The organism is Kribbella hippodromi, from assembly GCF_039531045.1.
Lineage (GTDB): Bacteria > Actinomycetota > Actinomycetes > Propionibacteriales > Kribbellaceae > Kribbella > Kribbella hippodromi.
This window is the reverse complement of the sequence record NZ_BAAAPH010000007.1, coordinates 40,387-65,893: the sequence shown is the minus strand read 5'-3', so window position 1 is coordinate 65,893 and position 25,507 is coordinate 40,387. Positions and strand designations below refer to the sequence as shown.

Here is a 25,507-nt window from a genome sequence, read left to right as displayed (position 1 = left end):
CTCAGTGCTTGGTCGGCGGCGTCGCGTACGAGGGGTCCTCGGCGCCCTTCACCGCGTGACCGCCGAACTGGTTGCGCATCGCGGCGATCGCCTTCATCGCCGGCGAGTCGTCCTGCCGCGACGAGAACCGGGCGAACAGCGCGGCCGCGATGGCCGGCACCGGAACGGCGTTGTCGATCGCCGCCTCGACCGTCCAGCGACCCTCACCGGAGTCGTCGGCATAGCCCTGGATCTTGGCCAGGTGGTTGTCGTCCTCGAGCGCGTTCACCAGCAGGTCCAGCAGCCAGGACCGGATCACGGTGCCTTCACGCCAGGACCGGAACGCCTCCGGCACGTTGTCGACGATGTCGGCGGCCTCGAGCAGCTCATAGCCCTCGGCGTACGCCTGCATGATGCCGTACTCGATGCCGTTGTGGACCATCTTCGAGAAATGCCCGGCACCGACCTTGCCGGCGTGCACGAAACCGAACTCACCCTCGGGCTTGAGCGCCTCGAAGATCGGCATCACCACGTCGACGGTGTCCTTGTCGCCGCCGCACATCAGCGCGTACCCGTTCTCCAGGCCCCAGACGCCGCCGGAGACACCGCAGTCGACGAACCGGATGTCCTTCTCGGCCAGTTGCGCGGCCCGCCGGGTGTCGTCGGTCCAGCGGCTGTTGCCGCCGTCGATCACGATGTCACCGGGCGACAGCAGCTCGGCCAGCTCGGTGACGACCGGGTCGATCGCCTGCACCGGGACCATCACCCAGACCACCTTCGGCTGCCCGCTCGCGGTCAGCTTGCCGACCATGTCGGCCAGGTCCTTGGCGTCGGAGATCTCCTGGTTCGAGTCGAAACCGACCACGGTGTGACCCGCGTCGCGGATCCGCTGGCGCATGTTGCCGCCCATCTTGCCGAGACCGACAAGGCCGAGCTCCATCATGAATCCCCTTGTTCTGTTGGATTTCAGCTGTTCAGGCGGACCGGCATCAGCACGTACCGGAACTCGCTGATCGGGTCGCCGTCGAAGTCCCGGACGCCGGTCAGCTCGGCCGGCTTCGTCGCCTGGGTGAAGGCCAGGTGAGCGACCGGAGTACCGATCGCGCCCAGGCCGTCGAGCAGGTACGTCGGGTTGAAGCCCACGGTCACCGGGTCACCGGAAACCCGCGCCTCGAGCGACTCGGACGCCTGCGCCTCGTCGCCGCTGCCGGCGTCCAGCGTCACGGTGTCGTCCTCGAACGTCAGCCGGACCGGCGCGTTCCGCTCGGCCACCAGCGCGACCCGCTTGACCGCCTCGACCAGGGTCGCGGTGTCGATCCGGACCCGGGTCGCGATCGCCGCGTCGGTCGGGATGATGCCACGGACCTTCGGGAACTCGCCGTCCAGCAGCCGGGTGGTGGCGCGCCGGCTGCCGCCGGACACCTGCCCCTCGAAGCCGACGATGCCATCACCGGTACCCGGCGCGGCCAGCGACACGGTCACGTCCGAGCCGGTCATCGCCTTGGCGGTCTCGGACAGGACCCGGGCCGGGATCAGCGCGGCCGCCGACGCATCGGGGGACTCCGGGTTCCACTCCAGCTCACGGATCGCCAGCCGGTACCGGTCGGTGGCCAGCAGGGAGATCGTCGAACCCTCGATCTCGACCCGGACCCCGGTCAGCACCGGCAGCGTGTCCTCGCGGCCGGCCGCGGTGACGACCTGGGTGACGGCCTGGGTGAAGACGTCGGCCTTCACCGTGCCGCTCGCGGCCGGGAGCTCCGGAAGGGCCGGATATTCCTCGGTGGGAAGCGTCTGCAGAGTGAACCGCGAGCTGCCACAGGTGACCTGAGCCTTCGCACCGTCCACCGCGACATCCACCGGCTGGTTCGGGAGGCTCTTGGAGATGTCGGCGACGAGCCGGCCGGAGATCAGGCACTTACCGGGGTCCGCGACCTGCGCGGGCACGGTGACTCGGACCGACGTTTCGTAGTCGAAGCCGGACAGGGTGATCTGCCCGTCCGCGGCCTCGACCAGAAGGCCGGCCAGGATCGGGACGCTGGGACGACTGGGCAAACTACGCGCGGCCCAGGCCACCGACTCGGCCAGTACGTCGCGCTCGACGCGAAACTTCACCGCTGGGTGCCTCCTGTATCGGCTGGGTGCCAGGCAGATCCTGCCACGGACAAGTGTGCTGTGCGCCATTCGGGCCGGACGTGGCGCTTCGGGCGGGTCGCGTCGGCGTCGTACCGGTATTGCTGCCAGCTGTTCTGCAACTGCTGTCGAGGACAGCCTGACAGGTTGCTCAAGCCGGCGCGAGTGCGGGGTTTTCCCCAGATCGAGCCGCTCGTTCGTTTTGTGGACTTTGGGACCTCTATAGATTCCATAGTGTTCTTCGCACCGGTGGATAGTGTGGAAAAGCGGTGTCTTCGCAGGTCAGACCGCAAATGGCCATGTGGACGGCGTGTGGACGGCGCTCGCTTTGTCTGCGGACGACGGTGGACGGAGAAATCTGTCCCCACAGCGGATCCACAGGATCGACTGACCTTTCCACGGCAATACCCACAGTTTTCCACAGTTGTGTCCCCAGGCTGTGCAGCTCTCGGAAGCACTCGATCCGGCTACTGCTGCTTGGCCTGATGCTTGATCCGGTTGGTCAGCTCGGTGACCTGATTGAAGACCGAGCGCCGCTCGGACATCAGCTGCCGGATCTTCCGCTCGGCGTGCATCACGGTCGTGTGGTCACGGCCGCCGAACTGCTGGCCGATCTTCGGCAGCGACAGATCGGTCAGTTCGCGGCACAGGTACATGGCGATCTGCCGGGCAGTCACCAGTACACGGCTCCGGCTCGACCCGCACAGGTCGTCGATGGACAGACCGAAGTACGAGGCGGTCTGGCCCATGATCATGCTCGCGGTCACCTCGGGCTTGCTGCCCTCGGGGATCAGGTCCTTCAGCACGATCTCGGCCAGGCTCAGATCGACCGGCTGCCGGTTCAGGCTGGCGAACGCGGTCACCCTGATCAGCGCGCCCTCGAGCTCGCGGATGTTGGTCTGCACCTTCGACGCGATGAACTCCAGCACCTCCGGCGGCGCGGTCAGCCGCTCGGTCGCCGCCTTCTTCCGCAGGATCGCGATCCGGGTCTCCAGGTCCGGCGGCTGGATGTCGGTGATCAGGCCCCACTCGAACCGGTTCCGCAGCCGGTCCTCCAGCGCCTCCAGCCGCTTCGGTGCGCGGTCGGAGCTGATCACGATCTGCTTGTTCGCGTTGTGCAGCGTGTTGAAGGTGTGGAAGAACTCTTCCTGCGTCTGGATCTTGCCCTCGAGGAACTGGATGTCGTCGATCAGCAGTACGTCGACATCGCGGTACCGGCGCTGGAACTGGGACGCCTTGTCGTCGCGGATCGCGTTGATGAAGTCGTTGGTGAACTCTTCGCTCGACACGTACCGGACGCGGGCCCCGGTGTAGAGGCTGCGGACGTAGTGGCCGATCGCGTGCAACAGATGCGTCTTGCCCAGACCGGAGTCGCCGTAGATCAGCTGCGGGTTGTACGCCTTGCCCGGCGCCTCCGCGACCGCGACGGCCGCCGCGTGCGCGAACCGGTTGGAGCTGCCGATGACGAAGGTCTCGAAGGTGTACTTCGGGTTCAGCCGCGCCTCACCCTGCGCCTCGGTGGCCGGCTGCGTCGGTACGGAGCCACTCGGCCGCGGGGCGACCGAACCAAGCGGCTGCCCGAACGGCGGCTGACCGTAGTGCTGCTGGGCGTCCTGCTGCTGCCCGTACTGCGTGCCGTGATCCGGATCAGTCAGCGCGGACTGGATCGTGGGCTGGTACGCCCCCTCCGTACGCAACGGCTCCCGCACCGCCGGCGGCCGAGGCCGCCCACCCCCACCCTGCTGCCCGTTCCCCTGCTGCCCGCCGCCTGACTGCTGTCCGTGGTGCCCGGTCTCCGGCTGTTGCCCGCTGTACTGCTGCGCTTGCCCGTTCCCCTGCTGCGGCCCGTCCCCTTGCCCCTGCCCGTGCTGCTGCCCCTGCCGTCCCTGGTCCTGGCCGTGCTGCAGTTCTCCCTGCTGCCCGTTCCCCTGGAACTGCGGCTGCCCGTGCTCCTGCCCGTGGCCAGGTCCCTGCGCCCCATGCGGTTGTCCGTCTGCCTGCTGGCCGTGCTGCTGAGCAAACGGCTGCTGTCCTTGCTGCAGTTGGCCGTCCCGGTGCGAGCCATTCGCCTGCTGCTGGGATTGCTCAACCTGCTGCTGGTGCTGGTCCGCCGTACCTGACTGCTGGTGCGCCGGCTGCCCGCTCTCACCGAACTGCCCAGGCTGCCCGAACTGACCCGACTGCCCAAGCTGACTGTGCTGCCCGAACTGCCCAGGCTGCCCAAACCCACCTTGCTCGCCCAGCCCACTCCGCTGCCCCGCCTGCCCTAGCCCACCTTGCTGGCCTGGCTGCCCGAACTGCCCCGGCTGCTGGTGTGACTGCTGTTGGCCGTGCTGCTGCAGCTGTGGCTGCTGTCCGTACTGCTGCCCCAAGGGATTCTGCTGGAGACGCTGACCCGGTTGCTGCGCGGACTGTTGTGAGTACTGCTGCTGCGAGGCCGCCTGCTGCTCCCGGATCTCCGGGTCGAGCGACGGGTCGACAGTCACCGCGATCCTGATGTCCCGCCCGAAGCTCTCGGTCAGAATCCGCTCAAGATCCGGCCGCAGCCGAGTCTCCAACTGCCCCCGGGTGAAGTCGTCCGGCACCGCGACGATCGCCGTACTCTCGTGCAACGTCACCGGCCGCGAGTTCGTCAACCAGGCCCGCTGATTCGGCGGCAACCCAGCAAGCACCCGCGCCCAGGCGTCCCCCAGGTCCGTAGCGGCCCCCACCGGCGCACCCCCCGACTGCTGCTGGTGCTGCACACCACCCTGCTGCGGTCCACCCACTTGCTGCGGCTGCCCACCCACCTGCTGCGACGGCTGCCCACCCACCTGCTGTGACTGCTGTCCGCTCACCTGCTGGTGCCCGCCGAACTGCTGGCCCCCACCCGACTGCTGCCCAACCGCCTGCTGCCCGGCCGCCTGCTGTGCGTGCTGCTGCGCGTACTGCTGTCCACCGAGCTGTTGCTCACCGAGCTGTTGCCCACCGTGCTGCTGCCCGCCCGGTTGCTGGGTGTACTGCTGCCCGAAGTGCTGTCCGTGCTGGTCATCCTGGCCCTGGCCCTGCACTTGCTGCGCTTGCAGGTCGTGCTGCTGCGTCGGCTGGTGGAGCTGATGTTGCTGCGGCGCCATCTGCGGTTGCCGCGCTTGCTGAGGAGCGGCCTGCTGAGGCACGTAGTGCGCAGTCGCCTGCTCAGCTACCTGCTGCGAGTCAGTCTGTTGGCCCAGTACCTGCCCACCAACTTGCTGATACGACTGCTGCTGCGAAGCCTCCTGAGACACAGGCTCCTGAGAATGCTGCTCCGGCGACCGCTCGTGAGAAGGCTGCTCCTGCGACTGCTCTTGAGGGATCTGTTCTTCAGACTGACTCTGCGGTGAGAACGACTCCTGCGTCAGCGAAGGTGCCTGCTGCTCAGGCGGGTTCTGCTCGTGCGCCTGCTGGGCGTACGTGTTCTGTTCGTATGAACCCTGTTCGCGAGCAACCTGCTCTTGTGCCGGCTGTTCCTGGGGGAGTTGCTGTGCTGACTGCAGCTCCTCCCGCGGCTGCTCCTGCCGAGGGTCTTCCTGGTTCACCCCGTCCGTGGGCACCTGCTCCTCAGAGCCGCGCTGCTGAAACGCCGACTGCCCGGACACCTGCTGCTCGGGTCCGGTGGCGCGCTGGTCGGCGGTGTCCCGCTCCGCGAGTTGGAACTGCTGGTTGGGAACGGGCTCTGTCGTCGGTTCATCCGTGCCGGAGGTGTCCGCGTTCGACTGGATGACGGGTTGCTGATCGTCGGGGGAGTCGCTCGACTGCTGATCGCCGGATGCTGCGGCGGTCGCCCCGCTGGAGACAGATGCCTCGGGGAACAGCGGTTCCGGGGTGTGCGAGTCGGGGGTGGGGGTCCACTGGTTGGGGGCTGGGTTGTCCACTGGTGCATCACCCTCGTTCGGTCCCGGGACGGTTGTGTCTCGGGTGCCTGTACCCCATTCGGCGGATCCGCTCCACTGGTTGCCCGTACCGGCGTGTTGGATGTCGCCGATGGCGGGTGCGCTGCCGAAGTACGTGGCTCCGACGGCGGGGAGATCGGTGGCGGCGCGCTCGAGGTCGGAGCGGTAGCCGTACGGTCCGGGCGGCGGCGCGGGGCGGTACCCGGACGCCGGCGGCTGCTGCGGCATCGGGATCGGCAGCGACGGGCTCAGGTAATCACCCGGATCCATCCGCGCCTGCTCCCGCGGCGCGTAGTCCGTCGGCGACTGCTCTGCCCGCGCCTGGTCGGTCCGCGACTGCTCCCGCTGGGCCTGATCTATCCGTGAGCGCTCCGTCCGCGGTGGCTCCGGGCGGGGCTGCTCGGTGCGCGGGCGCGGTTCGGGCGCGGGCGGGACCTCGGTGCGGAAGTTGGCGGTCGGCTCGGGCCGGAGGCCGGCGTCGGGTTCGGGCCGTAGGTCCTGTTTGCCGTCGCCGGCGGGCGCCGTCCGGTCTTCGGCCGGGCCGGTCGTGAAAGGGCCGGTGGTGAATGGGCTGGGTGTGAAATCCGCATTGGCGGAATGGTCCTCGACCACGCGTTGCTCCCCGAATCCATCGCTGCGGTGGCCGGCGCCGTCCGGGAAAGCTCCCATCCGGCGCGACCGTTCGACCCGACACCGTGCGGCTGTTGAGTCGGAGTGTTGTTCGGCTCAGCGCGGTAGCTACCGCCGCGCTCGGCCTCCGACTTTGTCCACACGGTTGTCCACAGTTGTGAACGACCGCCGGAGCAGGTTGGTTACCGATCGCGGGGTGTGGGACCTCTGGTGTGAAGGAGTGACGCTAACAAGTCCGCCCAGGCACCTTCAAGCCGTCATCCACAGGCTATGAACACCAAATTGGGGGCAACCTCCGGCGTGTCGGGTGGACGCCGGAGCGTAGTCATGGTTGGAAATCGCTCTCGGTGCCCGATTCGAACCAGAGCGTACGGGGCCGGTGGCCGGCGTCGGCGGCAACCGGCTGTCCACTACACTGTCCACAAGCCTGTGGAAAACTCTGGGGATACCTGGTTTGACCTGTCCACAGCAGGCCACCTATCGTGGATCGGTCGGTGTTGAGCCGGCCCTTTCGTGCTGCGCTCCCTGCGGGACCTTACTGGTTCTCCGACGGTGTGCAGGACTGCACCACCGGGCAGGTCCTAATCAGTGGACTTGTCGACAATTTGTGATCTCGAGTAACCGGAGTCATTCCAGTGAGCAAGCGGACGTTCCAGCCGAACAACCGTCGTCGGCACAAGAAGCACGGCTTCCGTCTTCGGATGCGCACCCGTGCGGGCCGGGCGATCATCGCCGCCCGCCGTGGCAAGGGTCGTCAGCGCCTCGCGGCCTGAGCGACCTCCTCGACGGTGACCACCTCGTGTTGCCCGCGTCGAACCGGCTGCGCCGGTCCGACGACTTCCGTCGCGCCGTCCGGTCCGGACGTCGTGCGGCGCGGCGCGCGGTGGTTCTCCACCTGCTGGTGGCGGACGGCCAGGGCGACCCGGCCGCACCCCCTCGCGTCGGATTCGTTGTGAACAAGGCGGTGGGCAACGCGGTTCTGCGGAACCGGGTCCACCGCCGCCTGCGTGCCGTGCTGGCATCGCGGCTCACCGATCTGCCGGCCGGCAGCCTGACCGTTGTCCGCGCCCTTCCGTCGTCCGCCTCGGCGTCGTACGACGAGCTGGTGGCGGATGTCGACGGTGCGCTCCGCCGGTTGCAGCGATCATGATGCGCGTGAATCCCGTGCGGAGCGGGATCATCGGTTTTCTCAAGCTGTACCGCCTGCTGATCAGCCCGCTGTACGGGCAGGTGTGCAGGTTCTACCCGAGTTGTTCGGCGTACGCCTTGGAAGCGGTCGAACGCCACGGTGCGGTGCGCGGTAGCTGGCTGGCGGTGAGGCGACTCCTCCGCTGCCACCCGTGGAACCCCGGCGGCTACGACCCCGTTCCACCCACAGATGTCGACCAGCGCGGAGAGTCCCTCTCCGCCAACCAGCCCGGATCGTCAGCCGACGCCGGGCCTGTGCAGCGAGGTGTGTGAGTGACTCTTCTGGCCATCCCCGGGCTCGCGGTGTGGGACGGGATCGTAGACCTGTTCAACACAGTCATGACGCCGCTGTACTGGGCCGTGTCGGCACTGCTGGTCGGGTGGCACTGGCTGCTCGGCCAGGTGCTCGACCCGAACGGCGGCTGGGCCTGGGCGTTGTCGATCGCCGGCCTGACGATCGTGATCCGGACTATCCTGATCCCGCTGTTCGTCCGGCAGATCCGCTCCAGCCGGAACATGCAGCTGCTGCAGCCGAAGATGAAGGAGCTGCAGAAGAAGTACGGCCATGACCGGGAGAAGCTCGGTCAGGAAATGATGAAGCTGTACAAGGAGACCGGTACCAACCCGTTCTCCTCGTGCCTGCCGCTGCTGCTGCAGTCGCCGATCTTCCTGGCGCTGTTCCGGGTGCTCGACTACGCGGCCAAGGGCCAGTGGCACAGCGAGATCATGAAGCCGTACGTCAACTCGCTGCAGCACGCGAAGATCTTCGGTGCGGAGATCTCGCAGACCTTCCTGAAGGCCAGCGGTGCCGGCTCCGGCAACGTCAAGGTCGTCGCGATCGTGCTGATCATCCTGATGACGGCGACGATGTTCACCACTCAGCTGCAGCTGATGCGGAAGAACATGCCGAAGGAAGCGCTGACCGGCCAGGCGGCGCAGATGCAGAAGATCATGCTGTACGTCTTCCCGATCTTCTTCCTCATCGGTGGTTTCAACTTCCCGATCGGTGTCCTCATCTACTGGTTCGTCTCGAACCTGTGGACGATGGGCCAGCAGTTCTACGTGATCCGCCGCAACCCGGCTCCGGGTACGCCCGCGTACGACGCGATGCAGGAGCGGAAGCGGCACCACAACGTCCGCCACGGCAAGCCCGCCGACGAGGGCGTGCCGGGTACGGCCGGCGCCGACACCGACACGATGACCGACACCGACCGCCGGCCGGCCCAGCGCCAGCAGCCGAAGCGGCAGTCCCGCAGCGACCGGCGCGGTGGTGGCGGTTCGGCGGCCACTTCCGGCTCGACGGCCTCGGACAACGGGCAGAGCACCGCGAGCGCTCCGCAGGACGCGCCGCAGGGTCAGGACACGCCCAAGAAGACTCAGGCCGGTGGCGCCAAGCGCCAGCCGGCCGGCAAGAAGGGTTCCGGAGCGAAGCGCCAGCCCGCGGCGAAGTCGGCCGCGCAGAAGAAGGCGGCGCAGAAGCGGTCCGGTGGTTCGCGCTGAGGCGCTGACCGCTTCCCTGTTCTTGCTTGACGAACCTGGTCCCCGTGGGGCGGATCTCGACATTGTGAAGGAGTGGCCGTGACCGACGGCGTGCAGAACGAGGCGGAGCAGTCCGCCGGTAGCAACGGCGGTGCCGACGACCGCCTGAAGGCGCTCGAGGCGGAGAGCGACATCGCGGCGGACTACTTGGAAGAGCTGCTCGACATCGCCGATCTCGACGGTGACATCGACATGGACATCGACGGGGACCGCGCCGCGGTCTCGATCGTCGGTGCCGAGCTGAACAACTTGGTCGGCGAGAACGGCAAGGTGCTGGAGGCGCTCCAGGAGCTGACCCGGCTGGCCGTGTACCGGGAGACCGGTGAGCGGTCCCGGCTGATGCTGGACGTGTCGAACTACCGGGCGAACCGGAAGGCCGAGCTGGAAGAGGTCGGCCGGAAGGCGGTCGACGAGGCGAAGGCGACCGGTACGCCGGTGCGGCTGGACCCGATGACGCCGTTCGAGCGCAAGGTCGTCCACGACGTCGTCGCCGCGGCCGGGCTCACGTCCGAGTCCGAGGGCGAGGAGCCCCGTCGGCGCGTGGTGGTACAGCCGTGATCGCGGCGCGATGAACGAGGACGTTTCACGTGAAACACCGCCGCTCGTGGACAAGCTGTTTCCACGGGCGGCGGTCCGGCTTTCGGCGTACGCCGACCTGCTCGCCACCGAAGGCACCCTGCGCGGACTGATCGGCCCGCGAGAGGTGCCACGGCTCTGGGATCGCCACCTACTGAACTGTGCGGTCGTCGAGCGGCTCGTTCCCGAGGATGCGACGGTCGCCGATGTCGGTACGGGCGCCGGGCTGCCCGGGATCGTATTGGCCATCGTCCGGCCCGACCTCCAGGTGTCGCTGGTCGAACCGTTGCTCCGGCGGACCACCTTCCTCGAAGAAGCAGTCGACGTACTGGAGCTGGACAACGCGGCCGTCGTCCGGGCCCGAGCGGAGGATCTTCCGCCGGCGTCGTACGACGTGGTGACTTCCCGGGCGGTCGCTCCGTTGGGCAAACTGGCCCGGTGGTGCCTGCCGCTCTGTGTCGAGGGCGGACTGATGCTGGCGATGAAAGGGTCGTCCGCGGAGGAGGAAGTGGACGCCTCGGAACGTGAACTGACGAAGCTCGGCGCAGAGCTTTGGCATATTCACGAACTCGGCGGCGAGGAACTGGCCCAGCCCACGACTGTGGTGAGTATTGTGGCCGGACGTGCTGCAGGGGGATCCCGGCACGGAAGACGCGGGAGGTGAGCGGGTTGGTGAGTCGTGCCCTCGGATGGCCCGAGAAGAGCACCGGTGAGCCGAGGCCGGAACCAGGCATCGGCTGGCCGACCGAATCGGACTCTGCGGTCCGTGTGGTCACTCCGGACGCGACTCCCAACCCAACCCCCGCCCCGAACCCCTCTGCGCCGAACCCCTCTGCGCCGAACCCCTCTACGCCGAACCCCTCTACGCAGAACACCCCCGCCGAGGAGGCTCCGCCGGTCGAGGTGGCTGCACCCATCGAGCGGCCCGCTGTCTCGGTGCCCCCGATCGACACCTCCGGCCTGCGGGCCGCAGCCGCCGCCGGCCTCGACGGTCCGGCCGTGATCGACCCGACCGCCGTTTCACGTGAAACAGGAGCCGCCGTTTCACGTGAAACACCCGACATGCGGGATGATGGTTCCGAGCCCGGTCAGGCACCACTGGGGGATGCCGATCCGGACTTTTCCGAGTCTCCACCGCCTGTGGATGACCACCGCATGAAACTGCCGGTTTACCCGGGAATTCATCCACAGAAGCCTGTGGATGGAGCTGGGGGCAGACCCGCTCCGACCCCTACAGACATCCTCTTCGGGCCAAGTCCCGCACCTATTGGAATGGGCGCTATGACTGCCGCACAGATCGCCGCGCGGGCCACGTCGGACGAGCTTCAGCGACGACTCCTCGAGACTCCGATCGCCGCCGCGACCGAACGGACCCTGCTGGTGAATGAAGGACGCACGATGGGCCGCGAGTTCCCGCTGCCCGACCAGACCCGAGTCTTCGTCGTCGCGAACCAGAAGGGTGGCGTCGGCAAGACCACCACGACGGTCAACGTGGCGGCCGGACTCGCGCTGTACGGCGCCAAGATCCTGGTGATCGACCTCGACCCGCAGGGGAACGCATCGACGGCGCTCGGCATCGATCATGCCGAAGGGACGCCGGGTGTGTACGAGGCCGTCATCGAGGGCGAGCCGCTGAGCAAGCTGATCCAGCCGTGCGCGGAGCACCCCGGCATCCAGGTGATCCCGGCGACGATCGATCTGGCCGGCGCCGAGATCGAGCTCGTCAGCCTGGTGGCCCGTGAGAGCCGGCTGAAGAGTGTGCTCGAGGCCTACCTGACCGAGACGGAAGCGGCGGGGGAGAAGTACGACTACGTCTTCATCGACTGCCCGCCGTCGCTCGGCCTGCTGACGGTGAACGCGCTGACCGCCGCGCGCGAGGTGCTGGTCCCGATCCAGAGCGAGTACTACGCGCTGGAGGGCCTCTCCCAACTGCTCCGCCACATCGACATGGTGAAGTCGCACCTGAACCCCGGGCTGGACGTCTCCACCATCCTGCTGACGATGTACGACGCCCGCACGAAGCTGGCCGGCGAGGTAGCGGCGGAAGTACGCGGCCACTTCAAGGACGCCGTGCTCCGGACCGCCGTGCCGCGCTCGGTGCGGATCTCCGAAGCGCCGAGTCACGGGCAGACCGTGCTGGCGTACGACCCCGCATCGGCCGGCGCGCTCTCGTACCTGGAAGCGTCTCGCGAGATCGCGATGCGGAACAACGCCTGATCTGTCGGTTCGGTATGGCACCGTTTCACGTGAAACGTGGCAAGGCAGTGGCTGGACAGTGACTAGGTGGCTGGACAGTGACTAGACGGTGGCAGGCAGCAGTAGCTCAGCAGGTTGTCGATCTCGAGGGAGCGCGATGAACACCCGACTCGGACGTGGACTTGGTGCGCTGATTCCCAGCTCGCCGGCGCCCGGCACGACCACCCTCGGCAGCAAGTCGAGCTCGATCCCCGGCGCGCCGCCGGTGCCGAAGCCGGCGGACGGCGACGCGGGGGATGGGACCGCGGGGGATCAGACCACGCCCGCCGCGGGCGGATCGACCGGACCGGAGCTGGCCGCGGTGCCGGGTGCCTCGTTCGCGGAGATCGACGTCGAGAAGATCACTCCGAACCCGAAGCAGCCGCGAACGGTCTTCGACGAGGACGCGATGGACGAGCTCGTCCACTCGGTCAAGGAGATCGGGCTGCTGCAGCCGATCGTCGTCCGGAAGCTGGACGACGGCAAGTACGAACTGGTGATGGGCGAGCGGCGCTGGCGGGCGACCCAGGCAGCCGGTCTCACCACGATCCCGGCCATTGTCCGAGAGACCTCGGACGACGACATGCTCCGGGACGCGCTGCTGGAGAACCTGCACCGCAGCCAGCTGAACCCGCTCGAGGAAGCAGCCGCGTACCAGCAGATGCTCGACGACTTCGGCTGTACCCAGGAAGTCCTCGCGACCCGGATCGGCCGTTCGCGCCCGCAGATCTCCAACACGCTGCGACTGCTGAAGTTGCCGGCGTCGGTGCAGCGGCGAGTGGCGGCCGGCGTACTGTCCGCGGGTCACGCCCGCGCCCTGCTCGGGCTGCCGAGTGGTGACGCGATCGAGCGGCTAGCGCAGCGGATCGTTGCCGAGGGCATGTCGGTGCGTACGGTCGAGGAGATCGTTGCCCTCGGCGACATGAACGCCGAGGACGCTCCTGTGCAGCGGAAGCGGAACAAGCCAGTGGCACCACGGCTCGTCGATCTGGCCGACCGGCTGTCGGATCGGTTCGAGACCCGGGTCAAGGTCGACCTCGGCAAGACCAAGGGCAAGATCACCGTCGAGTTCGCCTCGATCGACGACTTGGAGCGAATCGTCACCCTGATGGACCCGAATCGGGTCTCCGGCGACTGAAAATCCGCTCCGACGGTGAGCTCGCAAACTCGCTGAGGATCGCTCTCACAGAGCTAGTTCGAACCACGAAGTATGCGATTCATCACCACGGCGATTTGTCGACAAAACTACATAGAAACTAATAGGGCACCGTTTCACGTGAAACGGTGCCCTATTGTTCTGACGCAGACCGCCAGCTAGCTGATCAGCGACCGAGAAGCTCGTGCGACGTCTTCCGCTCGGCGTAGAACGACAAGAACGGAATCGTCCCGGCCAGCGCCATCAGTACGAGCCGCGGGAACGACCAGCGCACCCGGCGGAACAGATCGAAGGTGCCGAGCAGATACACCATGTACAGGAACCCGTGCAGCGGACCGATGATGTCCATCGCGCCGGGGCTGTCGGCGAAGTACTTGAGCGGCATCGCGAGGAACACCAGCAGCAGGAGCATCACACCGACGATGTACGCGATCACGCGGTAGCGCAGCAGCGCACCGCGAACAGCCGGGGTGAGGGGCCGTGAGCCGGCGGAGGTGGCGGGATCGGCAGAGGAGGTCACGCAGAAACGGTACCGCTTGACTCCACACGCGCACCGGCCTGGTCGGCCCCGAAGTCACCCGGCCCGTCGGCAGCATCCAACGCACCGGTCCCGCCAGGGCCACCCGAGCCATCGGCGTCCGCCTCATCCGGATCATCGGACTCGCCGCGGGAGCGGTGCGCATCGAGCACCATCCGCCCCCACATCCACAACGTGAAGGCCGCGAAAATCCACCACTGGAAGGCGTACGCGACGTTCCGCAGCCCGGCGTGATCAACCGGCGGGGGAGGCGGGGTCACAGCCTCCGGGGCCGGCGCCGGAACGACGCCCGCATCCAACGCGGTCTCCACCACGAACGCGTCGTACAGCCGGTACTTCACCATGTGCACGATGGTCGGAATCCGCAGCGACGACAGCACCCGCCCTTTGGCCGCATCACCGGACGAGTCCTCGGCCTCCGAGGCAACTACCGCACCGGTCAGCCGCACAGTCCCAGTCGGAGCCTTCACGGCCGGGTCGGAAACCGAGGCCACCCAGCCGCGTACGACCATCACCGCGCCGTTGGCGTCCAGCTTGACCGGAGAAGCGACCCAGAAACCCTCTCTGCCGCCCTGTGAGCGGTTCGCGATCAGCACCTGATCCGACGCCGGCCCCCAGGTCCCTTCGACCGTCACGCGGCGACCGACGGCCTTGGACGGCAACCCCTCATCGATCGAGAAGAGCGACTGCAACGACACCGGCGCACCCTCCGCGCGCTTCGCCGTCGCGGTAGCAGTCTTCGAGTGATACACGTCCAATTGCCACACGCCCAGCACCGACATCACCGCGGCGATCGCCAGCGCCAACGCCAGCAATCCAGTCCACCGCGGTGTCAGCACAGTCCGCCACAGCGGACGATCCGGCTGACTGTCAGACGCCAGGTCGCGGGTGTCGGACATCAAGACCTCTCGGTTCAGCGGGCCGCGGCAGTGGCAAGCAGGTCGCGACAGAGTACGCCGAGCTCAACTCCGGCCGCCTCGGCAGCCAAGGGAACCAGCGACGTCTCGGTCATCCCCGGCGCCACGTTCACCTCGAGGAACCACGGCACCCCGGCCGCGTCGACGACGAGGTCGGACCGGGACAGATCGCGCAGCCCCAGGGCCAGATGTGCCTGCACGGCCGCAGCGGCGCACGCTCCCGCGACCTCCGGTTCCAGCCGCGCGGGTACGACAAACTGCGTCGCCCCGGCCGTGTACCGCGCTTCGTAGTCGTAGAAGCCCGAGTCCGGCCGAATCTCCACCGCGGGCAGCGCCCGCGGTCCATCGCCGGTGTCGATCACCGTCACGGCGACCTCGGTCCCGTCGATGTACTGCTCGATCAGCGCCACCGGACCGTACGCGTAGCAGTTCACCATCGCCGACGGCAGCTCCTCGGCCGACCGCACGATCGAAGCGCCGAGCGCCGAACCGCCGCGCGCCGGCTTCACCACCAGTGGCAGCCCGATCTGCTGAACGACAGCCTCCATCAACGACGCCGCACCCAGCTCGCGGAACGTGTCGTGCCCGAGCACGACCGACGCCGGCGTGTGCAGCCCGGCAGCCCCGACCACGGTCGCCGCGACCGGCTTGTCGAAGGCGGTGCGGCAAGCGGCCGCGTCGGCCCCGACGTACGGAACGCCGTACAGGTCGAGGACCTGGCGCAAGGCACCGTCCTCACCGGTGACGCCGTGCAGGACCGGAAAGACCGCGTCCGGCGGATCTTCGCGCAGCCGCTCGACCAGGCTCGCGTCGACGTCCCGCTGCTCGACCTCGACGCCGACGCTGCGCAGGGCGTCCGCGACCCGCCGGCCGGACCGGAGCGAGACGTCCCGCTCGTGCGACAGTCCGCCGGCCAGTACCAGCACTCGACCCAGATCACTCATCACAAATATCCCGATCACTCGTGGGCGACTCCGGCACGGGCGCCGGTCCCGAGGCCCACTGGAACGGTACCGCTAATACGTCAAGGACCCACCGGCACCCGGCAACCCTTAACTGAGCTCTGGCCCCGGGGCGTCGTAGTCGCGGCCCGCGCCCGGCGGTACCGAACCGAAGGTCTCGCGCAGTTCCAGCTCTTCGTTGATCACCGCGGCGAGCCGGCCGACCCCTTCGGTGATCCGCTCCGGCGTCGGATGACAGTACGAGAGCCGCATGCACTGCGACCCGAAACCGTCCGAGAAGAAGGCGGTCCCGGGCACGTACGCGACCCGGGCGGTGACCGCGCGGGGCAGCATCGCCTTCGCGTCCAGCCCGTCCGGCAGCGTCAGCCAGACATAGAACCCGCCACCCGGCTTCGTCCAGGTCGTTGCCGCCGGCATCTTCTCCGCGAGCGCCACCAGCATCGCGTCCCGGCGCTCGCGGTACATCTCGCGGAACTGCTTCACCTGACCCAGCCAGTCGTGCCGGACCAGGTACGACGAGATCGCCAACTGGCTGAAGATCGGTGGGCACAAGGTCGCGGACTCCTGTGCCAGCACGAGTTTCTCGCGTACGGCGTGTGGCGCGACTGCCCAACCGACCCGGAACCCGGGCGCGAACGTCTTCGAGAACGAACCGAGGTAGATGACACCCTCACGATCCGCCGCCCGCAACGCCCGCTGCGGTTCACCGTCGAACCCGAGCAGCCCGTACGGGTTGTCCTCGAGGATCAGCAACTGCGCCCGCTGACAGATCTCCAGCACCCGCGCCCGCCGCTCGTCCGACAGCGAGACACCGGCGGGGTTGTGGAAGTTGGGGATCGTGTAGAAGAACTTGATCCGCTTCCCGGCCGCGCGGACCGCGGCGATCGCCTGCTCCAGCGCCTCCGGTACGACACCGTGGTCGTCCATCGCCACATGCACGACCTCGCACTGGTACGCCCGGAAGACGCCGAGCGCGCCCACGTACGAAGGTGCTTCGCAGATCACCACGTCGCCCGGATCGCAGAACACCCGCGTGACCAGGTCGACCGCCTGCTGGCTGCCGACCGTGACGACGACATCGTCCGGATGGGCCTCGATGCCCTCCAGCCGCATGATGTCGCAGATCTGGTCGCGCAGCGTCGGGTCGCCCTGACCGGAGCCGTACTGCATCGCGGTGGCGCCGTTCTCGATCACCAGATCGCGGACCGCGCTGCCGACCACGTCCAGCGGCAGGCCGCCGATGTTCGGCATGCCGCCGGCGAGCGAGACCACCTCGGGCCGGCTCGCGACCGAGAACAGGGCCCTGATCTCCGATGCGGTCATGCCCTTGGTCCGGGCTGCGTACGCCTCGACGTAGTTGTCGAGACGGGTCTGCCGGACATCGGGCACGTCAGCACTCACGAGGGCCACTCCAACGGTGATCGAGGGGGAAGTCACCAGGTTACGTCGAGAGACCCGGGTCTGGGCTGTGGATCGGCGCGACCTCTCACTACCATGCCTTATAGGGGCAGGTTCGACCATGCCGGAATCTGGCTGTTGAGACAGCCGGGGCAACGGTGCGGCCTGAGAGGCTGAGCTGGAAGGCAGGATCGGGATGAGCGTGGGCAAGACAGCCGGCTGGACGCTCGGTGGCTTGTTGCTGGGTGTACTGGCGGGGTTCGCCGCTGAGTTGTTCCGGCGTCAGTCCAGCACGAAGGTCCAGCAGCGGTACGTCGCTCCGGAGGCGACGCGGACACCGGACGCCCGGACTCCGACGCCGGTCCCCGAGCCGGCCGTCACCTGATGCCAAAGGCAACACGTACCGTGACGAAGCTAACAGGCACCGGGCGGCAAAGCTCCGCTGAGCGGACACGCTGATGGCCCGACGGCTCGAACCGCTGACGCTCGCCAATCTCGGTGAGCTTCCGGTGCCGTGCCGTGACTGTGCCTTCTGGGAGCTCGATCCGGTCGCCGCGCGGCAGGCCGTACGCAACGGGGACACCGGCCTGGAGAAGGAAGCCTGGCTTTCCCAGCTGCTGCTCGACTGGGGACCGGCGGGCTTCGTGCTCTCCATCGACGACGACCCGGCCGGGTTCGTGATCTACGCGCCGGCGAAGTACCTGCCCCGGATTCAGGCGTTTCCGACCGCGCCGGTCAGTCCGGACGCGGTGGTACTCGCGACCGGGCGGATTCAGCCGCGGTACCTCGGTCTCGGCCTGGGCAAGATCCTCGTGCAGGCGGTCGCCAAGGACGTACTCAAGCGTGGTTTCCGGGCCATGGAAGCGTTCGGGGACTCGCGCTGGGACGGCCCGGGCTGCGTGTGGCCGACCGAGTTCCTGCGAGCGGTCGGCTTCGGGGTTGTCCGTGAGCATCCGCGGAACCCGCGGCTCCGGCTCGATCTGCGCTCGGCGATCACCTGGCGGAGCGAGATGGAGGCGGCGGTCGAGCGGCTGATGGGCGCGATCCGCCCGGAGAAGCCGTCGCACGCGCCGGTGACGGTCCGGGACGCGCTGAGGTCGGGCCCGGAGTAGTGATGGCGTGGCGCCTGCTGGCCGACGTGGTCATGGTCGTGCACGGCGCCTTGCTGCTGTTCTTCGTCATCGGCGGCTTCCTCGCCTGGCGCTGGCCGAAGCTGATCTGGGTGCACCTGACGATCGTGGTGTGGAACATCGTGATCGTGCTGGTCGACTTCGGCTGCCCGGTGACGGCGACCGAGAAGTACTTCCGCCGGCTGGGCGGCGAGACCCCGTACTCGGGCGGCTACATCGAGCACTATCTCGACGGGCGGCTCTGGCCGGAAGGGAAGACGGCAACAGTTGAGCTGGTCGCCTTCGTACTGGTGGTGATCGCGTATGCGGGCTTCGTGATCGTCCGCCGGTCCAAGGTCAGGGGCGAGTCAGTGGGACCCCGGACGTGAGCCTGGGCGCGGATCCGCATACTGGAGGGGTGTCCAGTATCAGCACGCCGGTCGACGTCTACCTGGCCGCATTGAGCGGGCAGCTCAGCGGCCCGCGGCGCCGGAAGGCGGATCTGCTGGCCGAGGCCCGCGACCACCTGACCGACGCGACCGAGGCCCTCGAGGCAGGCGGCCTCCAGCGGTACGACGCGGAGCAGGAAGCCGTCGCCGACTTCGGGGAGCTTTCCGAGGTCGTACCCGGCTATCGCGCCGAGCTGGCGATCACCCAGAGCCGCCGGACCGCGATGATGCTGCTGATGGCGCTGCTGATCCAGCCGATCGTCTGGCAGGGCGGCGCCTGGATCTGGACCCACGAACCCGAGCAGACGAGCGCTTTGAACGACTTCCTGCAGGTTCTGGTCCGCGACGTCGGCGGCGTCGTGATCGCCGGCGCGGTGCTGGCCGTCATCGGCACCGGCGTCGGAGTCCGCTACCCGCTCGTTCGCGAGCACCTGAGCCGGGTCACCGCGCTCTTCACGCTGGCCGGCTCCGCGCTGATCGCCGCCATCGGGGTCGCGATGGCCTCCACCAGCCTGCAAGATCGCGGGCTGCTCGCGTACGCGGTGGTGGGCACGTTCGTCGTGCTGCCGCTGACCTTCGTCAGCCTGCAGGCGAAGCGCTGCCTACGCCTCGCCCGGGCGTAGTACGCCTTCCACCACCGAACGGAACGTCAGCCACTCCTGCTTGCCCGCGGCGAGCATCTTCGCCCCGGCACTGGTGAGCTGATAGGTCCGGCGCTTCCGCCCGCCCACCGTGCTCCACTCGCTGGCCAGATAGCCGGCCCGCTCCAGCCGCCGCAGCGCCGGATACAGCGTGCCGGTCGGTAGGTCGAGCTCGCCGCCGCTGCGTGCCAGCAGCGCCTCCATGATCGCGTAGCCGTGCAGCGGCTCGGGCTCGACGACCGCCAGGATCATCGGGTCGAGGTGTCCACGCAGCGCATCCGCCTTCATGTAGCCAGTCTACCCATATGGCTGCTAATGTCGAGAGGCAACATGTAGCCACTCTACTTATGAAGCTGTGAGGAGGCCCTGAGATGGCCGTGGACGCACCCGTACAACCGCCCCGAACGACCCGGCCCGGTTTGCTGCACCGGGTGTCCGGCTGGGCCAGGCGGCACGCCGTACTGGCGCTGGTGCTCTGGGTGGTCGCACTGGCCGCCGTGACCGTCGCATCGACGCTGATCGGCGACCGGTACAAGAACGACACCTCGCTGCCCGGCACGGACTCGCAGCGGGTGACGGACATTTTCCGCGCGCATCAGCCGAAGGGCGACACCGCTTCGGTGCAGATCGTGGTCCGCGCCGACGGCGGACTCGATGCGGACAAGTCCAGGGTCGCGTCCATGCTGGCCGCTGTTCGCGGGCTTCCGCATGTCGCCTCGGTCGCGGACCCGTTCACCGCGCCTGGCTCTTTGTCGACAAATCGGCAAACCGCTTACTCGACTGTCGCGCTCGACGTGTCGCAGGCGGAGATGCCGATCGACGACGTCCGGGCGATCATCCACAAGGCGCAGGGCTTCGCGCAGCCGGGATTCCAGGTCGAGGTCGGTGGTGATCTGGCCCGGAGTGCCGCGGACAGTTCGGGCGGTGCGTCCGAGGGCATCGGAATCCTTGCCGCGCTGGTGATTCTGGTGTTCCTGTTCGGATCGTTGCTCGCGGCAACACTTCCGCTGCTGACGGCCGTGTTCGCGGTCGGTAGTACGCTCGGCCTGCTGATCCTGGCCTCGCACTTGTTCACGGTGCCGGAGTACACCGCGCCGGTGATGATGCTCGTCGGTCTCGGCGTCGGCATCGACTACGCGTTGCTGATCTTCTCGCGCTACCGGCATGAGCTGCTCAAGGACGGTGCGGACCGTACGTCGGCGGCGACCATCGCACTGGACACCGCCGGCCGTTCGGTGATGTTCGCCGGCTGTACGGTCGTGATCGCCCTGCTCGGCCTGCTGGCATTGGGACTTGGTGCACTGCAAGGCGTCGCGCTCGGCGTCACGCTGACCGTACTGACCACGATGCTTGCCGCCGTCACCCTGCTGCCCGCGTTGCTGACCTTGTTCGGCAAGCGGATCGAGCGGAGTGTCCGCAAGCACGCCGCGAAGCGCCACCGGACGCCGGGCGACGGCTGGCGGAAGCTGGCCGCGATGGTGCAGCGCCGTCCGCTGATTCCGCTCGTACTCGGGGTGGTCGCGCTGATCGCACTGTCCTTGCCGGCATTGAACATGCGGCTCGGGTTCGCCGACGCCGGGACGGATGCGCCGGCCAAGACCAGCCGGAAGGCGTACGACCTGCTGGCCGAAGGGTTCGGGCCGGGGTTCAACGGGCCGCTCGTCGTGGTGTCGCAGGGCGATCAGGTGGCGGCGCAAGAACTCGGCAAGACCCTCGGCGCGGACCCGGACATCGCCGCGGTCACGCCGCCGCAGGTACTCCCGGACGGCAAGTTCGCCACCGTGCTGGCGTTCCCGAAGTCGGCTCCGCAGGACGCGGCGACGAGTGACCTCGTGCAGCGGCTCCGTGACGACACGCTGCCGAAGTTGGAGACGCAAACCAAGGCGACGTACCTGGTCGGTGGCGCCACCGCGGCGGCCGACGACTTCGCTGGCGCGGTCAGCAATCGGCTGCCGATCTTCGTGCTCGTCGTGGTCGGCTTGTCAGCCCTGTTGCTGATGGCGGTGTTCCGCTCGATCCTGATCCCGCTGAAAGCAGCCGCGCTCAACCTGCTCAGCATTGGTGCCTCGCTCGGCGCGATCACGCTGGTGTTCCAGCAGGGCTGGTTCGGAGCGCAGGCCGGGCCGATCGAGGCGTTCGTCCCGGTGATGATCTTCGCGATCGTGTTCGGCCTGTCGATGGACTACGAGGTGTTCCTGGTGTCCCGGATTCACGAGGAGTGGCGGCGTACGAACGACGCGCGGGCCGCTGTCCGCGAGGGACTGGCCACCACCGGCACCGTGATCACCGCGGCGGCCGCGATCATGATCGTGGTGTTCGGCGCGTTCCTGCTCAGCCCGGACCGGATGCTGAAGCAGTTCGGCCTCGGCCTGGCGACCGCCGTGCTGATCGACGCGCTGCTGATCCGGTGCGTGATCGTCCCGGCAGTGATGCGGTTGTTCGGCGACCGTGCCTGGTGGCTGCCGCGCGGCCTCAACCGCATCCTGCCGAGGATCAGGCTCGAGGATCACTCGTAGCGTGAGCTCCAGACGCGGGCCTTGTAGATCTGTGCTCCGGTCAAGGTCCGCGTCGCGGCCGGTGCCGCGAAGCTGACGGTGTCGGTGCACCAGGTGGTCCGGCACCCGGACTTCGGGCTGGTACGGACCTCCTGGCCGTTCGCCTTGCTGCTGATGCTCTTGATGCCGGCCTGGTCGTACGTCGCGACGACCGTACGGCTCGACTTGCTGACCTGGTACACCTTCGAACCGGTCGAGACCCACAGCCGGTCAGAGTTCGTCAGGACCGGCGTCAGGTCGTGGCCGCCGGCGGTCGGCAAGGTGATCGGGTTCCCACCGGACAGGGTCGGAGCCGCCGCGGTGCCGCCGACGGTCAGCGGCACCAGCTGATCGCCGCCCAGCGCCCACAGCACCTTGTTGGTCGGGTCCCACTGCACCCCGTGCGCGTCCGGCAGCGGATAGCTTGCGTAGGTGGCTGTACTCGAGCCTTGCGAAGCCGCGTACAGCCGGATGAAACCGCCGGCGCTCGCCGCGACGGCGACGTTGCCGTTGGGCAGCATCTCGACGCTGTGCGGGTTGTTGGCCGCGCCAACATTGACGCCCCAGATCCGTTGCCCGGCCGGGTAGCTGATCAACGCGGCCAGGCCACGTGAGTCGGCCACCAAGGCCACCGAAGACCCGGACTTGAGCCGGAGCTTCGCGTCACTGGGCAGCCCCCAGGCCGAGGTCAGGTCACTGAATCCGTTCGCCGAGGTCGGCGACCAGCTCCAGGTCTGGGCGGCCGCGGTGTTCCAGTCGTAGACGACCGGGTCCATCACCCGGATCCGGGCGGCCGGCAGATTGTCGTAATTCTGATCGGTGACGGCGATCAGGTCCCCGTCGGCGGCGAGGTGGGCGGCCGCGCCGGCGGGCAGTTGCATCGTAGGAGTCAAGAGAGCGGCCAGAAGGCCGATGCTGCTGAAGAGGCGGATCATCGCTACTCCCAGGTTGGCAGGTGCCACCTAGGGTAGTAATTTTCCAGAAGCCTGGCCAGATATGAAAATTATTAACTATTTGGGAAGGAATAACTACACAGTCAGCTGGCCCAGCCGGAGCATTCCGGTGGCCGCGTCCTGCTCCGGCGGCAGGTACACGCGCTGGATCGCCACCACGATCGACTCCGCGACCACGTCCCGGAACGCCGGGTCCGCGAGCCGGGCCGAGTCGTGCGGGTTGGTGACATAGCCGATCTCCAGCCGGACCGCGGGCATCTTCGTCCGGCGGAGCAGATCCCAGGTCTTCGCGTGCGTCCGGCAGTCCAGCAGGTCCGTACGAGCGACGATCTCGCGCTGCACCAGGCCGGCGAACTGCTCGCCGACGCTCGAGGTGGCGCCGTGCAGGTCGTTGCCGTAGAAGTACGTGGCGACGCCCTGCGCGTCCGGGTTCATCGAGCCGTCGGTGTGCAGGGAGACGCACAAGTTCGCGTCGGTCTCGTTCGCGAAGGCGGCGCGGGACAGTTCGTCCGGACCTTGATCACGGCCGCGGGACAAGTACGCCCGTACGCCGGTGGCGCCCAAGCGGCCCTCGATCCGGGAGGCGAGGTCGTACGCGATGTCGGACTCGCGCAGGCCGTAGCCCTCCCAGCCGTGGTCGAAACCGCCGTGGCCGGGGTCGATCACCACGGTCTTGCCGGACAGTCGCGGCCCGGCGGCGCGGACGGCTTCGCGAGCCCGGAGCGCGTCCGGACGGCCGCCGGTCGCCATCGGCCGGATCCGCTGCAGTGCCTTGAAGGTCGAGGGGCCACAGGTCCCGTCGGCCGGCAGGCCCATGTTGCGCTGGAACTCGGTGACCGCGCGCTGGGTGTCGGCGGCGAAGATCCCGTCCACCCGGGCAACCGCGAAGCCGAGCTCCTGCAGCTTCGCCTGCAGCGCCAGCACGTCGTCACCGGACAGCGGGTGCGACGGCACGTACGTGAGCAGCCGGTCGCCGAGCCGCCAGCGCGCGTCGTCGATGGCGCGGTACGTCTGCGGGCCGACGATCCCGTCGATCATCAGCCCACGTTGTTGCTGGAACCCCCGGACAGCGTGTGCGGTCGCTTCGTCGTAGACGTCGTGACCGCCGGTCAGCAGCCCGAGCCGCTGCAGCTTGCCGACGATCTCGGCGACCGCTTCACCGCGGTCGCCGATTCGGTACACGCCGTGCGGGGATTCCATCAGGCCTTTGCTCCTTGCGGGTCTAGCGGACGGTTCTCAGCCGGTGAAGTCGGCCAGCTCCTTCAGCAAGGCAGCCTTCGGCTTGGCGCCGACGATGGACTTGGCCAGCTCACCGTTCACATAGACGTTGATGGTAGGGATACCGGTGACCTTGTAGTTGCTCGGGGTGACCGGGTTCTCGTCCACGTTCATCTTCAGGAACGTCAGCTTGTCGCCGTGGTCCGCGTTCAGCTCCTCCAGGATCGGGGAAACCTGGCGGCACGGTCCGCACCACTCGGCCCAGAAGTCCACCAGCACCGGCTTGTCGCTCTTCAGCACGGTCTCGGTGAACTCTGCGTCGGTGACGGCGTTCATCTTCTCGCCCACGGGCATATCTCCTTCGTACGGTGTCAGCTTCGGTCTGGGAAGGCCTGGGATGCGTCAGACGGTGACGGGCTGGGTCGCCGCGGCGGCAGCGGCGGTCGCCGCGTCCTCCAGGGTGGCCAGGTAGCGCTCCGCGTCCAGCGCGGCGGCGCAGCCGGTGCCGGCCGCGGTGATCGCCTGCCGGTAGGTGTGGTCGACCAGGTCGCCGGCCGCGAACACGCCCGGCAGGTTGGTCTCGGTGCTGTCCGGCCGGACCAGCACGTAGCCCTCGGCGTCCAGCTCGACCTGGCCCTTGACCAGCTCGGAGCGCGGGTCGTGCCCGATCGCGATGAACAGTCCGGTGGCCGGCAGCTCCCGGGTCTCACCGGTGACCGTGTCCTTCAGAGTCAGGTGGGTGAGCTTGTCGTCGCCGTGGATGGTGTCGACCGCCGAGTTCCACTGGAACTCGATCTTGTCGTTCGCGTACGCGCGGTCGGCCATGATCTTCGAGGCGCGCAGCTCGTCGCGACGGTGCACCAGGTGCACCTTCTTGGCGAACTTGGTCAGGAAGGTGGCCTCCTCGACGGCGGAGTCGCCCCCGCCGACGACCGCGATCTCGTGGTCGCGGAAGAAGAACCCGTCGCAGGTCGCGCACCAGGACACGCCGTGGCCGGACATCCGGTCCTCGTCCGGCAGGCCGAGCTTGCGGTAGCCCGAACCCATCGCCAGGATCACTGCCTTGGCGCGGTGCTCGGTGCCGGCCGAGTCGGTGACGACCTTGATCTCACCGGTCAGATCGACCTTGATCACGTCGTCCGGCACCAGCTCGGCGCCGAACCGCTCGGCCTGCGTCCGCATCTCGTCCATCAACGCCGGACCCATGATGCCCTGCGCGAAGCCGGGGAAGTTCTCCACCTCGGTGGTGTTCATCAGCGCGCCACCGGCGGTCACGGAGCCTTCGAACACCAGCGGCTCCAGGGCCGCGCGAGCGGCGTACACGGCGGCCGTGTAGCCGGCCGGGCCGGAGCCGATGACGATGACGTTGCGGACTGTGGAGTCGCTCATGCAGGCGTTCCTCGGGGAGTCGAGATCGGTACGACGTACTCAACGGATCCTAAGGGCC

24 protein-coding genes and 1 pseudogene are annotated in these 25,507 nt (G+C 68.0%); 13 read left to right on the top strand and 12 right to left on the bottom strand.

The window, feature by feature from the left end; translation table 11 throughout:
- Position 1 precedes the first annotated feature (1 nt).
- From gnd to dnaA, 3 genes are all read right to left on the bottom strand, one after another.
- Positions 2-919 carry a phosphogluconate dehydrogenase (NAD(+)-dependent, decarboxylating) gene (gnd, locus tag ABD260_RS12635; RefSeq protein WP_344233639.1) on the bottom strand — a complete coding sequence of 306 codons (918 nt, stop codon included), beginning with the start codon at positions 917-919 and terminating at the stop codon, positions 2-4.
- A gap of 26 nt (positions 920-945) precedes the next feature.
- On the bottom strand, positions 946-2,091 hold the full coding sequence (gene dnaN / locus ABD260_RS12630; RefSeq protein ID WP_344233638.1) for a DNA polymerase III subunit beta: 1,146 nt from the start codon (positions 2,089-2,091) through the stop codon (positions 946-948).
- A 485-nt stretch (positions 2,092-2,576) separates the two neighbouring features.
- Positions 2,577-5,222, bottom strand: coding sequence for a chromosomal replication initiator protein DnaA (dnaA, locus tag ABD260_RS37555; RefSeq protein ID WP_425553337.1), 2,646 nt, complete (start codon positions 5,220-5,222; stop codon positions 2,577-2,579).
- 2,060 nt (positions 5,223-7,282) lie between these two features.
- Here dnaA and rpmH point away from each other — a divergent pair.
- The 8 genes and pseudogenes from rpmH to ABD260_RS12585 all read left to right on the top strand — a co-directional run bounded on the left by rpmH (position 7,283) and on the right by ABD260_RS12585 (position 13,323).
- Positions 7,283-7,420 (top strand): 50S ribosomal protein L34, encoded by a 138-nt coding sequence (rpmH, locus tag ABD260_RS12620; RefSeq protein ID WP_130386492.1) that lies wholly within the window; start codon positions 7,283-7,285, stop codon positions 7,418-7,420.
- Positions 7,421-7,446: 26 nt separating this feature from the next.
- Positions 7,447-7,797 (top strand): ribonuclease P protein component, encoded by a 351-nt coding sequence (gene rnpA, locus ABD260_RS12615; RefSeq protein WP_344233636.1) that lies wholly within the window; start codon positions 7,447-7,449, stop codon positions 7,795-7,797.
- A gap of 5 nt (positions 7,798-7,802) precedes the next feature.
- Positions 7,803-8,108 (top strand): membrane protein insertion efficiency factor YidD, encoded by a 306-nt coding sequence (gene yidD, locus ABD260_RS12610; RefSeq protein ID WP_425553334.1) that lies wholly within the window; start codon positions 7,803-7,805, stop codon positions 8,106-8,108.
- 9 nt (positions 8,109-8,117) lie between these two features.
- Positions 8,118-9,101: pseudogene (gene yidC, locus ABD260_RS12605) on the top strand (membrane protein insertase YidC); the annotation flags it as partial.
- Between the two features lie 312 nt (positions 9,102-9,413).
- Positions 9,414-9,932, top strand: a complete 519-nt coding sequence (locus ABD260_RS12600) for a Jag family protein (protein WP_425553333.1) — start codon at positions 9,414-9,416, stop codon at positions 9,930-9,932.
- 10 nt (positions 9,933-9,942) lie between these two features.
- Positions 9,943-10,614 carry a 16S rRNA (guanine(527)-N(7))-methyltransferase RsmG gene (gene rsmG, locus ABD260_RS12595; RefSeq protein ID WP_344233635.1) on the top strand — a complete coding sequence of 224 codons (672 nt, stop codon included), beginning with the start codon at positions 9,943-9,945 and terminating at the stop codon, positions 10,612-10,614.
- Between the two features lie 617 nt (positions 10,615-11,231).
- Positions 11,232-12,167 (top strand): ParA family protein, encoded by a 936-nt coding sequence (locus ABD260_RS12590; protein ID WP_344233634.1) that lies wholly within the window; start codon positions 11,232-11,234, stop codon positions 12,165-12,167.
- A gap of 136 nt (positions 12,168-12,303) precedes the next feature.
- Positions 12,304-13,323 (top strand): ParB/RepB/Spo0J family partition protein, encoded by a 1,020-nt coding sequence (locus tag ABD260_RS12585; protein WP_344233633.1) that lies wholly within the window; start codon positions 12,304-12,306, stop codon positions 13,321-13,323.
- 184 nt (positions 13,324-13,507) lie between these two features.
- On the opposite strand, the gene ABD260_RS12580 is transcribed toward ABD260_RS12585, so the two are convergent.
- The 4 genes from ABD260_RS12580 to ABD260_RS12565 all read right to left on the bottom strand — a co-directional run bounded on the left by ABD260_RS12580 (position 13,508) and on the right by ABD260_RS12565 (position 17,159).
- On the bottom strand, positions 13,508-13,861 hold the full coding sequence (locus ABD260_RS12580) for a DUF3817 domain-containing protein (RefSeq protein ID WP_344233631.1): 354 nt from the start codon (positions 13,859-13,861) through the stop codon (positions 13,508-13,510).
- Positions 13,858-14,778 carry an SURF1 family protein gene (locus ABD260_RS12575; protein ID WP_344233630.1) on the bottom strand — a complete coding sequence of 307 codons (921 nt, stop codon included), beginning with the start codon at positions 14,776-14,778 and terminating at the stop codon, positions 13,858-13,860. Before ABD260_RS12575 ends, ABD260_RS12580 begins: the two co-directional genes overlap by 4 nt.
- 14 nt (positions 14,779-14,792) lie before the next feature.
- Positions 14,793-15,740: a D-alanine--D-alanine ligase family protein gene (locus ABD260_RS12570; protein WP_344233629.1), complete on the bottom strand. Its 948-nt coding sequence runs from the start codon at positions 15,738-15,740 to the stop codon at positions 14,793-14,795.
- Between the two features lie 108 nt (positions 15,741-15,848).
- Complete coding sequence (locus tag ABD260_RS12565) at positions 15,849-17,159, bottom strand: aminotransferase-like domain-containing protein (RefSeq protein WP_344233628.1); 1,311 nt, start codon at positions 17,157-17,159, stop codon at positions 15,849-15,851.
- Positions 17,160-17,352: 193 nt separating this feature from the next.
- On the opposite strand from ABD260_RS12565, the gene ABD260_RS12560 reads away from it, so the two are divergent.
- The 4 genes from ABD260_RS12560 to ABD260_RS12545 all read left to right on the top strand — a co-directional run bounded on the left by ABD260_RS12560 (position 17,353) and on the right by ABD260_RS12545 (position 19,337).
- Positions 17,353-17,541 carry a hypothetical protein gene (locus ABD260_RS12560; protein ID WP_344233627.1) on the top strand — a complete coding sequence of 63 codons (189 nt, stop codon included), beginning with the start codon at positions 17,353-17,355 and terminating at the stop codon, positions 17,539-17,541.
- Positions 17,542-17,614: 73 nt separating this feature from the next.
- Positions 17,615-18,268: a GNAT family N-acetyltransferase gene (locus tag ABD260_RS12555; RefSeq protein ID WP_344233626.1), complete on the top strand. Its 654-nt coding sequence runs from the start codon at positions 17,615-17,617 to the stop codon at positions 18,266-18,268.
- 2 nt (positions 18,269-18,270) lie between these two features.
- Positions 18,271-18,654: a DUF2784 domain-containing protein gene (locus tag ABD260_RS12550; protein WP_344233624.1), complete on the top strand. Its 384-nt coding sequence runs from the start codon at positions 18,271-18,273 to the stop codon at positions 18,652-18,654.
- Between the two features lie 29 nt (positions 18,655-18,683).
- Positions 18,684-19,337, top strand: coding sequence for a permease prefix domain 1-containing protein (locus tag ABD260_RS12545; protein WP_344233623.1), 654 nt, complete (start codon positions 18,684-18,686; stop codon positions 19,335-19,337).
- Here ABD260_RS12545 and ABD260_RS12540 read toward each other — a convergent pair.
- Positions 19,317-19,643: a PadR family transcriptional regulator gene (locus ABD260_RS12540; protein ID WP_344233622.1), complete on the bottom strand. Its 327-nt coding sequence runs from the start codon at positions 19,641-19,643 to the stop codon at positions 19,317-19,319. The genes ABD260_RS12545 and ABD260_RS12540 overlap by 21 nt on opposite strands.
- Before the next feature lie 83 nt (positions 19,644-19,726).
- On the opposite strand from ABD260_RS12540, the gene ABD260_RS12535 reads away from it, so the two are divergent.
- Positions 19,727-21,871, top strand: coding sequence for an MMPL family transporter (locus ABD260_RS12535; protein ID WP_344233621.1), 2,145 nt, complete (start codon positions 19,727-19,729; stop codon positions 21,869-21,871).
- Here the strand turns inward: ABD260_RS12535 and ABD260_RS12530 are convergent.
- The 4 genes from ABD260_RS12530 to trxB all read right to left on the bottom strand — a co-directional run bounded on the left by ABD260_RS12530 (position 21,862) and on the right by trxB (position 25,449).
- On the bottom strand, positions 21,862-22,770 hold the full coding sequence (locus ABD260_RS12530; protein ID WP_344233620.1) for a DUF6528 family protein: 909 nt from the start codon (positions 22,768-22,770) through the stop codon (positions 21,862-21,864). The two genes, ABD260_RS12535 and ABD260_RS12530, sit on opposite strands and share 10 nt — an antisense overlap.
- A gap of 147 nt (positions 22,771-22,917) precedes the next feature.
- Positions 22,918-24,042, bottom strand: coding sequence for an N-acetylmuramoyl-L-alanine amidase (locus ABD260_RS12525; RefSeq protein ID WP_344233619.1), 1,125 nt, complete (start codon positions 24,040-24,042; stop codon positions 22,918-22,920).
- A gap of 36 nt (positions 24,043-24,078) precedes the next feature.
- A complete protein-coding gene (gene trxA / locus ABD260_RS12520; RefSeq protein ID WP_425553331.1) occupies positions 24,079-24,414 on the bottom strand; it encodes a thioredoxin in 336 nt (111 codons plus the stop codon).
- A 48-nt stretch (positions 24,415-24,462) separates the two neighbouring features.
- Entirely contained in the window at positions 24,463-25,449 is a 987-nt protein-coding gene (gene trxB / locus ABD260_RS12515) for a thioredoxin-disulfide reductase (protein WP_344233617.1), read from the bottom strand.
- Positions 25,450-25,507: the final 58 nt, after the last annotated feature.

What these genes read in the sequence shown, in the direction of transcription:
- ABD260_RS12560 (WP_344233627.1), top strand. Translation starts at nt 17,353, where the DNA reads ATGAGCGTGGGCAAGACAGCCGGCTGGACGCTCGGTGGCTTGTTGCTG.
- ABD260_RS12585 (WP_344233633.1), top strand. Translation starts at nt 12,304, where the DNA reads ATGAACACCCGACTCGGACGTGGACTTGGTGCGCTGATTCCCAGCTCG.
- ABD260_RS12530 (WP_344233620.1), bottom strand. Translation starts at nt 22,770, where the DNA reads ATGCAACTGCCCGCCGGCGCGGCCGCCCACCTCGCCGCCGACGGGGAC.
- ABD260_RS12555 (WP_344233626.1), top strand. Translation starts at nt 17,615, where the DNA reads ATGGCCCGACGGCTCGAACCGCTGACGCTCGCCAATCTCGGTGAGCTT.
- ABD260_RS12550 (WP_344233624.1), top strand. Translation starts at nt 18,271, where the DNA reads ATGGCGTGGCGCCTGCTGGCCGACGTGGTCATGGTCGTGCACGGCGCC.
- ABD260_RS12590 (WP_344233634.1), top strand. Translation starts at nt 11,232, where the DNA reads ATGACTGCCGCACAGATCGCCGCGCGGGCCACGTCGGACGAGCTTCAG.
- dnaA (WP_425553337.1), bottom strand. Translation starts at nt 5,222, where the DNA reads ATGGCGCCGCAGCAACATCAGCTCCACCAGCCGACGCAGCAGCACGAC.
- trxA (WP_425553331.1), bottom strand. Translation starts at nt 24,414, where the DNA reads ATGCCCGTGGGCGAGAAGATGAACGCCGTCACCGACGCAGAGTTCACC.
- rsmG (WP_344233635.1), top strand. Translation starts at nt 9,943, where the DNA reads ATGAACGAGGACGTTTCACGTGAAACACCGCCGCTCGTGGACAAGCTG.
- ABD260_RS12535 (WP_344233621.1), top strand. Translation starts at nt 19,727, where the DNA reads ATGGCCGTGGACGCACCCGTACAACCGCCCCGAACGACCCGGCCCGGT.
- ABD260_RS12540 (WP_344233622.1), bottom strand. Translation starts at nt 19,643, where the DNA reads ATGAAGGCGGATGCGCTGCGTGGACACCTCGACCCGATGATCCTGGCG.
- trxB (WP_344233617.1), bottom strand. Translation starts at nt 25,449, where the DNA reads ATGAGCGACTCCACAGTCCGCAACGTCATCGTCATCGGCTCCGGCCCG.
- ABD260_RS12575 (WP_344233630.1), bottom strand. Translation starts at nt 14,778, where the DNA reads ATGTCCGACACCCGCGACCTGGCGTCTGACAGTCAGCCGGATCGTCCG.
- ABD260_RS12525 (WP_344233619.1), bottom strand. Translation starts at nt 24,042, where the DNA reads ATGGAATCCCCGCACGGCGTGTACCGAATCGGCGACCGCGGTGAAGCG.
- gnd (WP_344233639.1), bottom strand. Translation starts at nt 919, where the DNA reads ATGGAGCTCGGCCTTGTCGGTCTCGGCAAGATGGGCGGCAACATGCGC.
- ABD260_RS12570 (WP_344233629.1), bottom strand. Translation starts at nt 15,740, where the DNA reads ATGAGTGATCTGGGTCGAGTGCTGGTACTGGCCGGCGGACTGTCGCAC.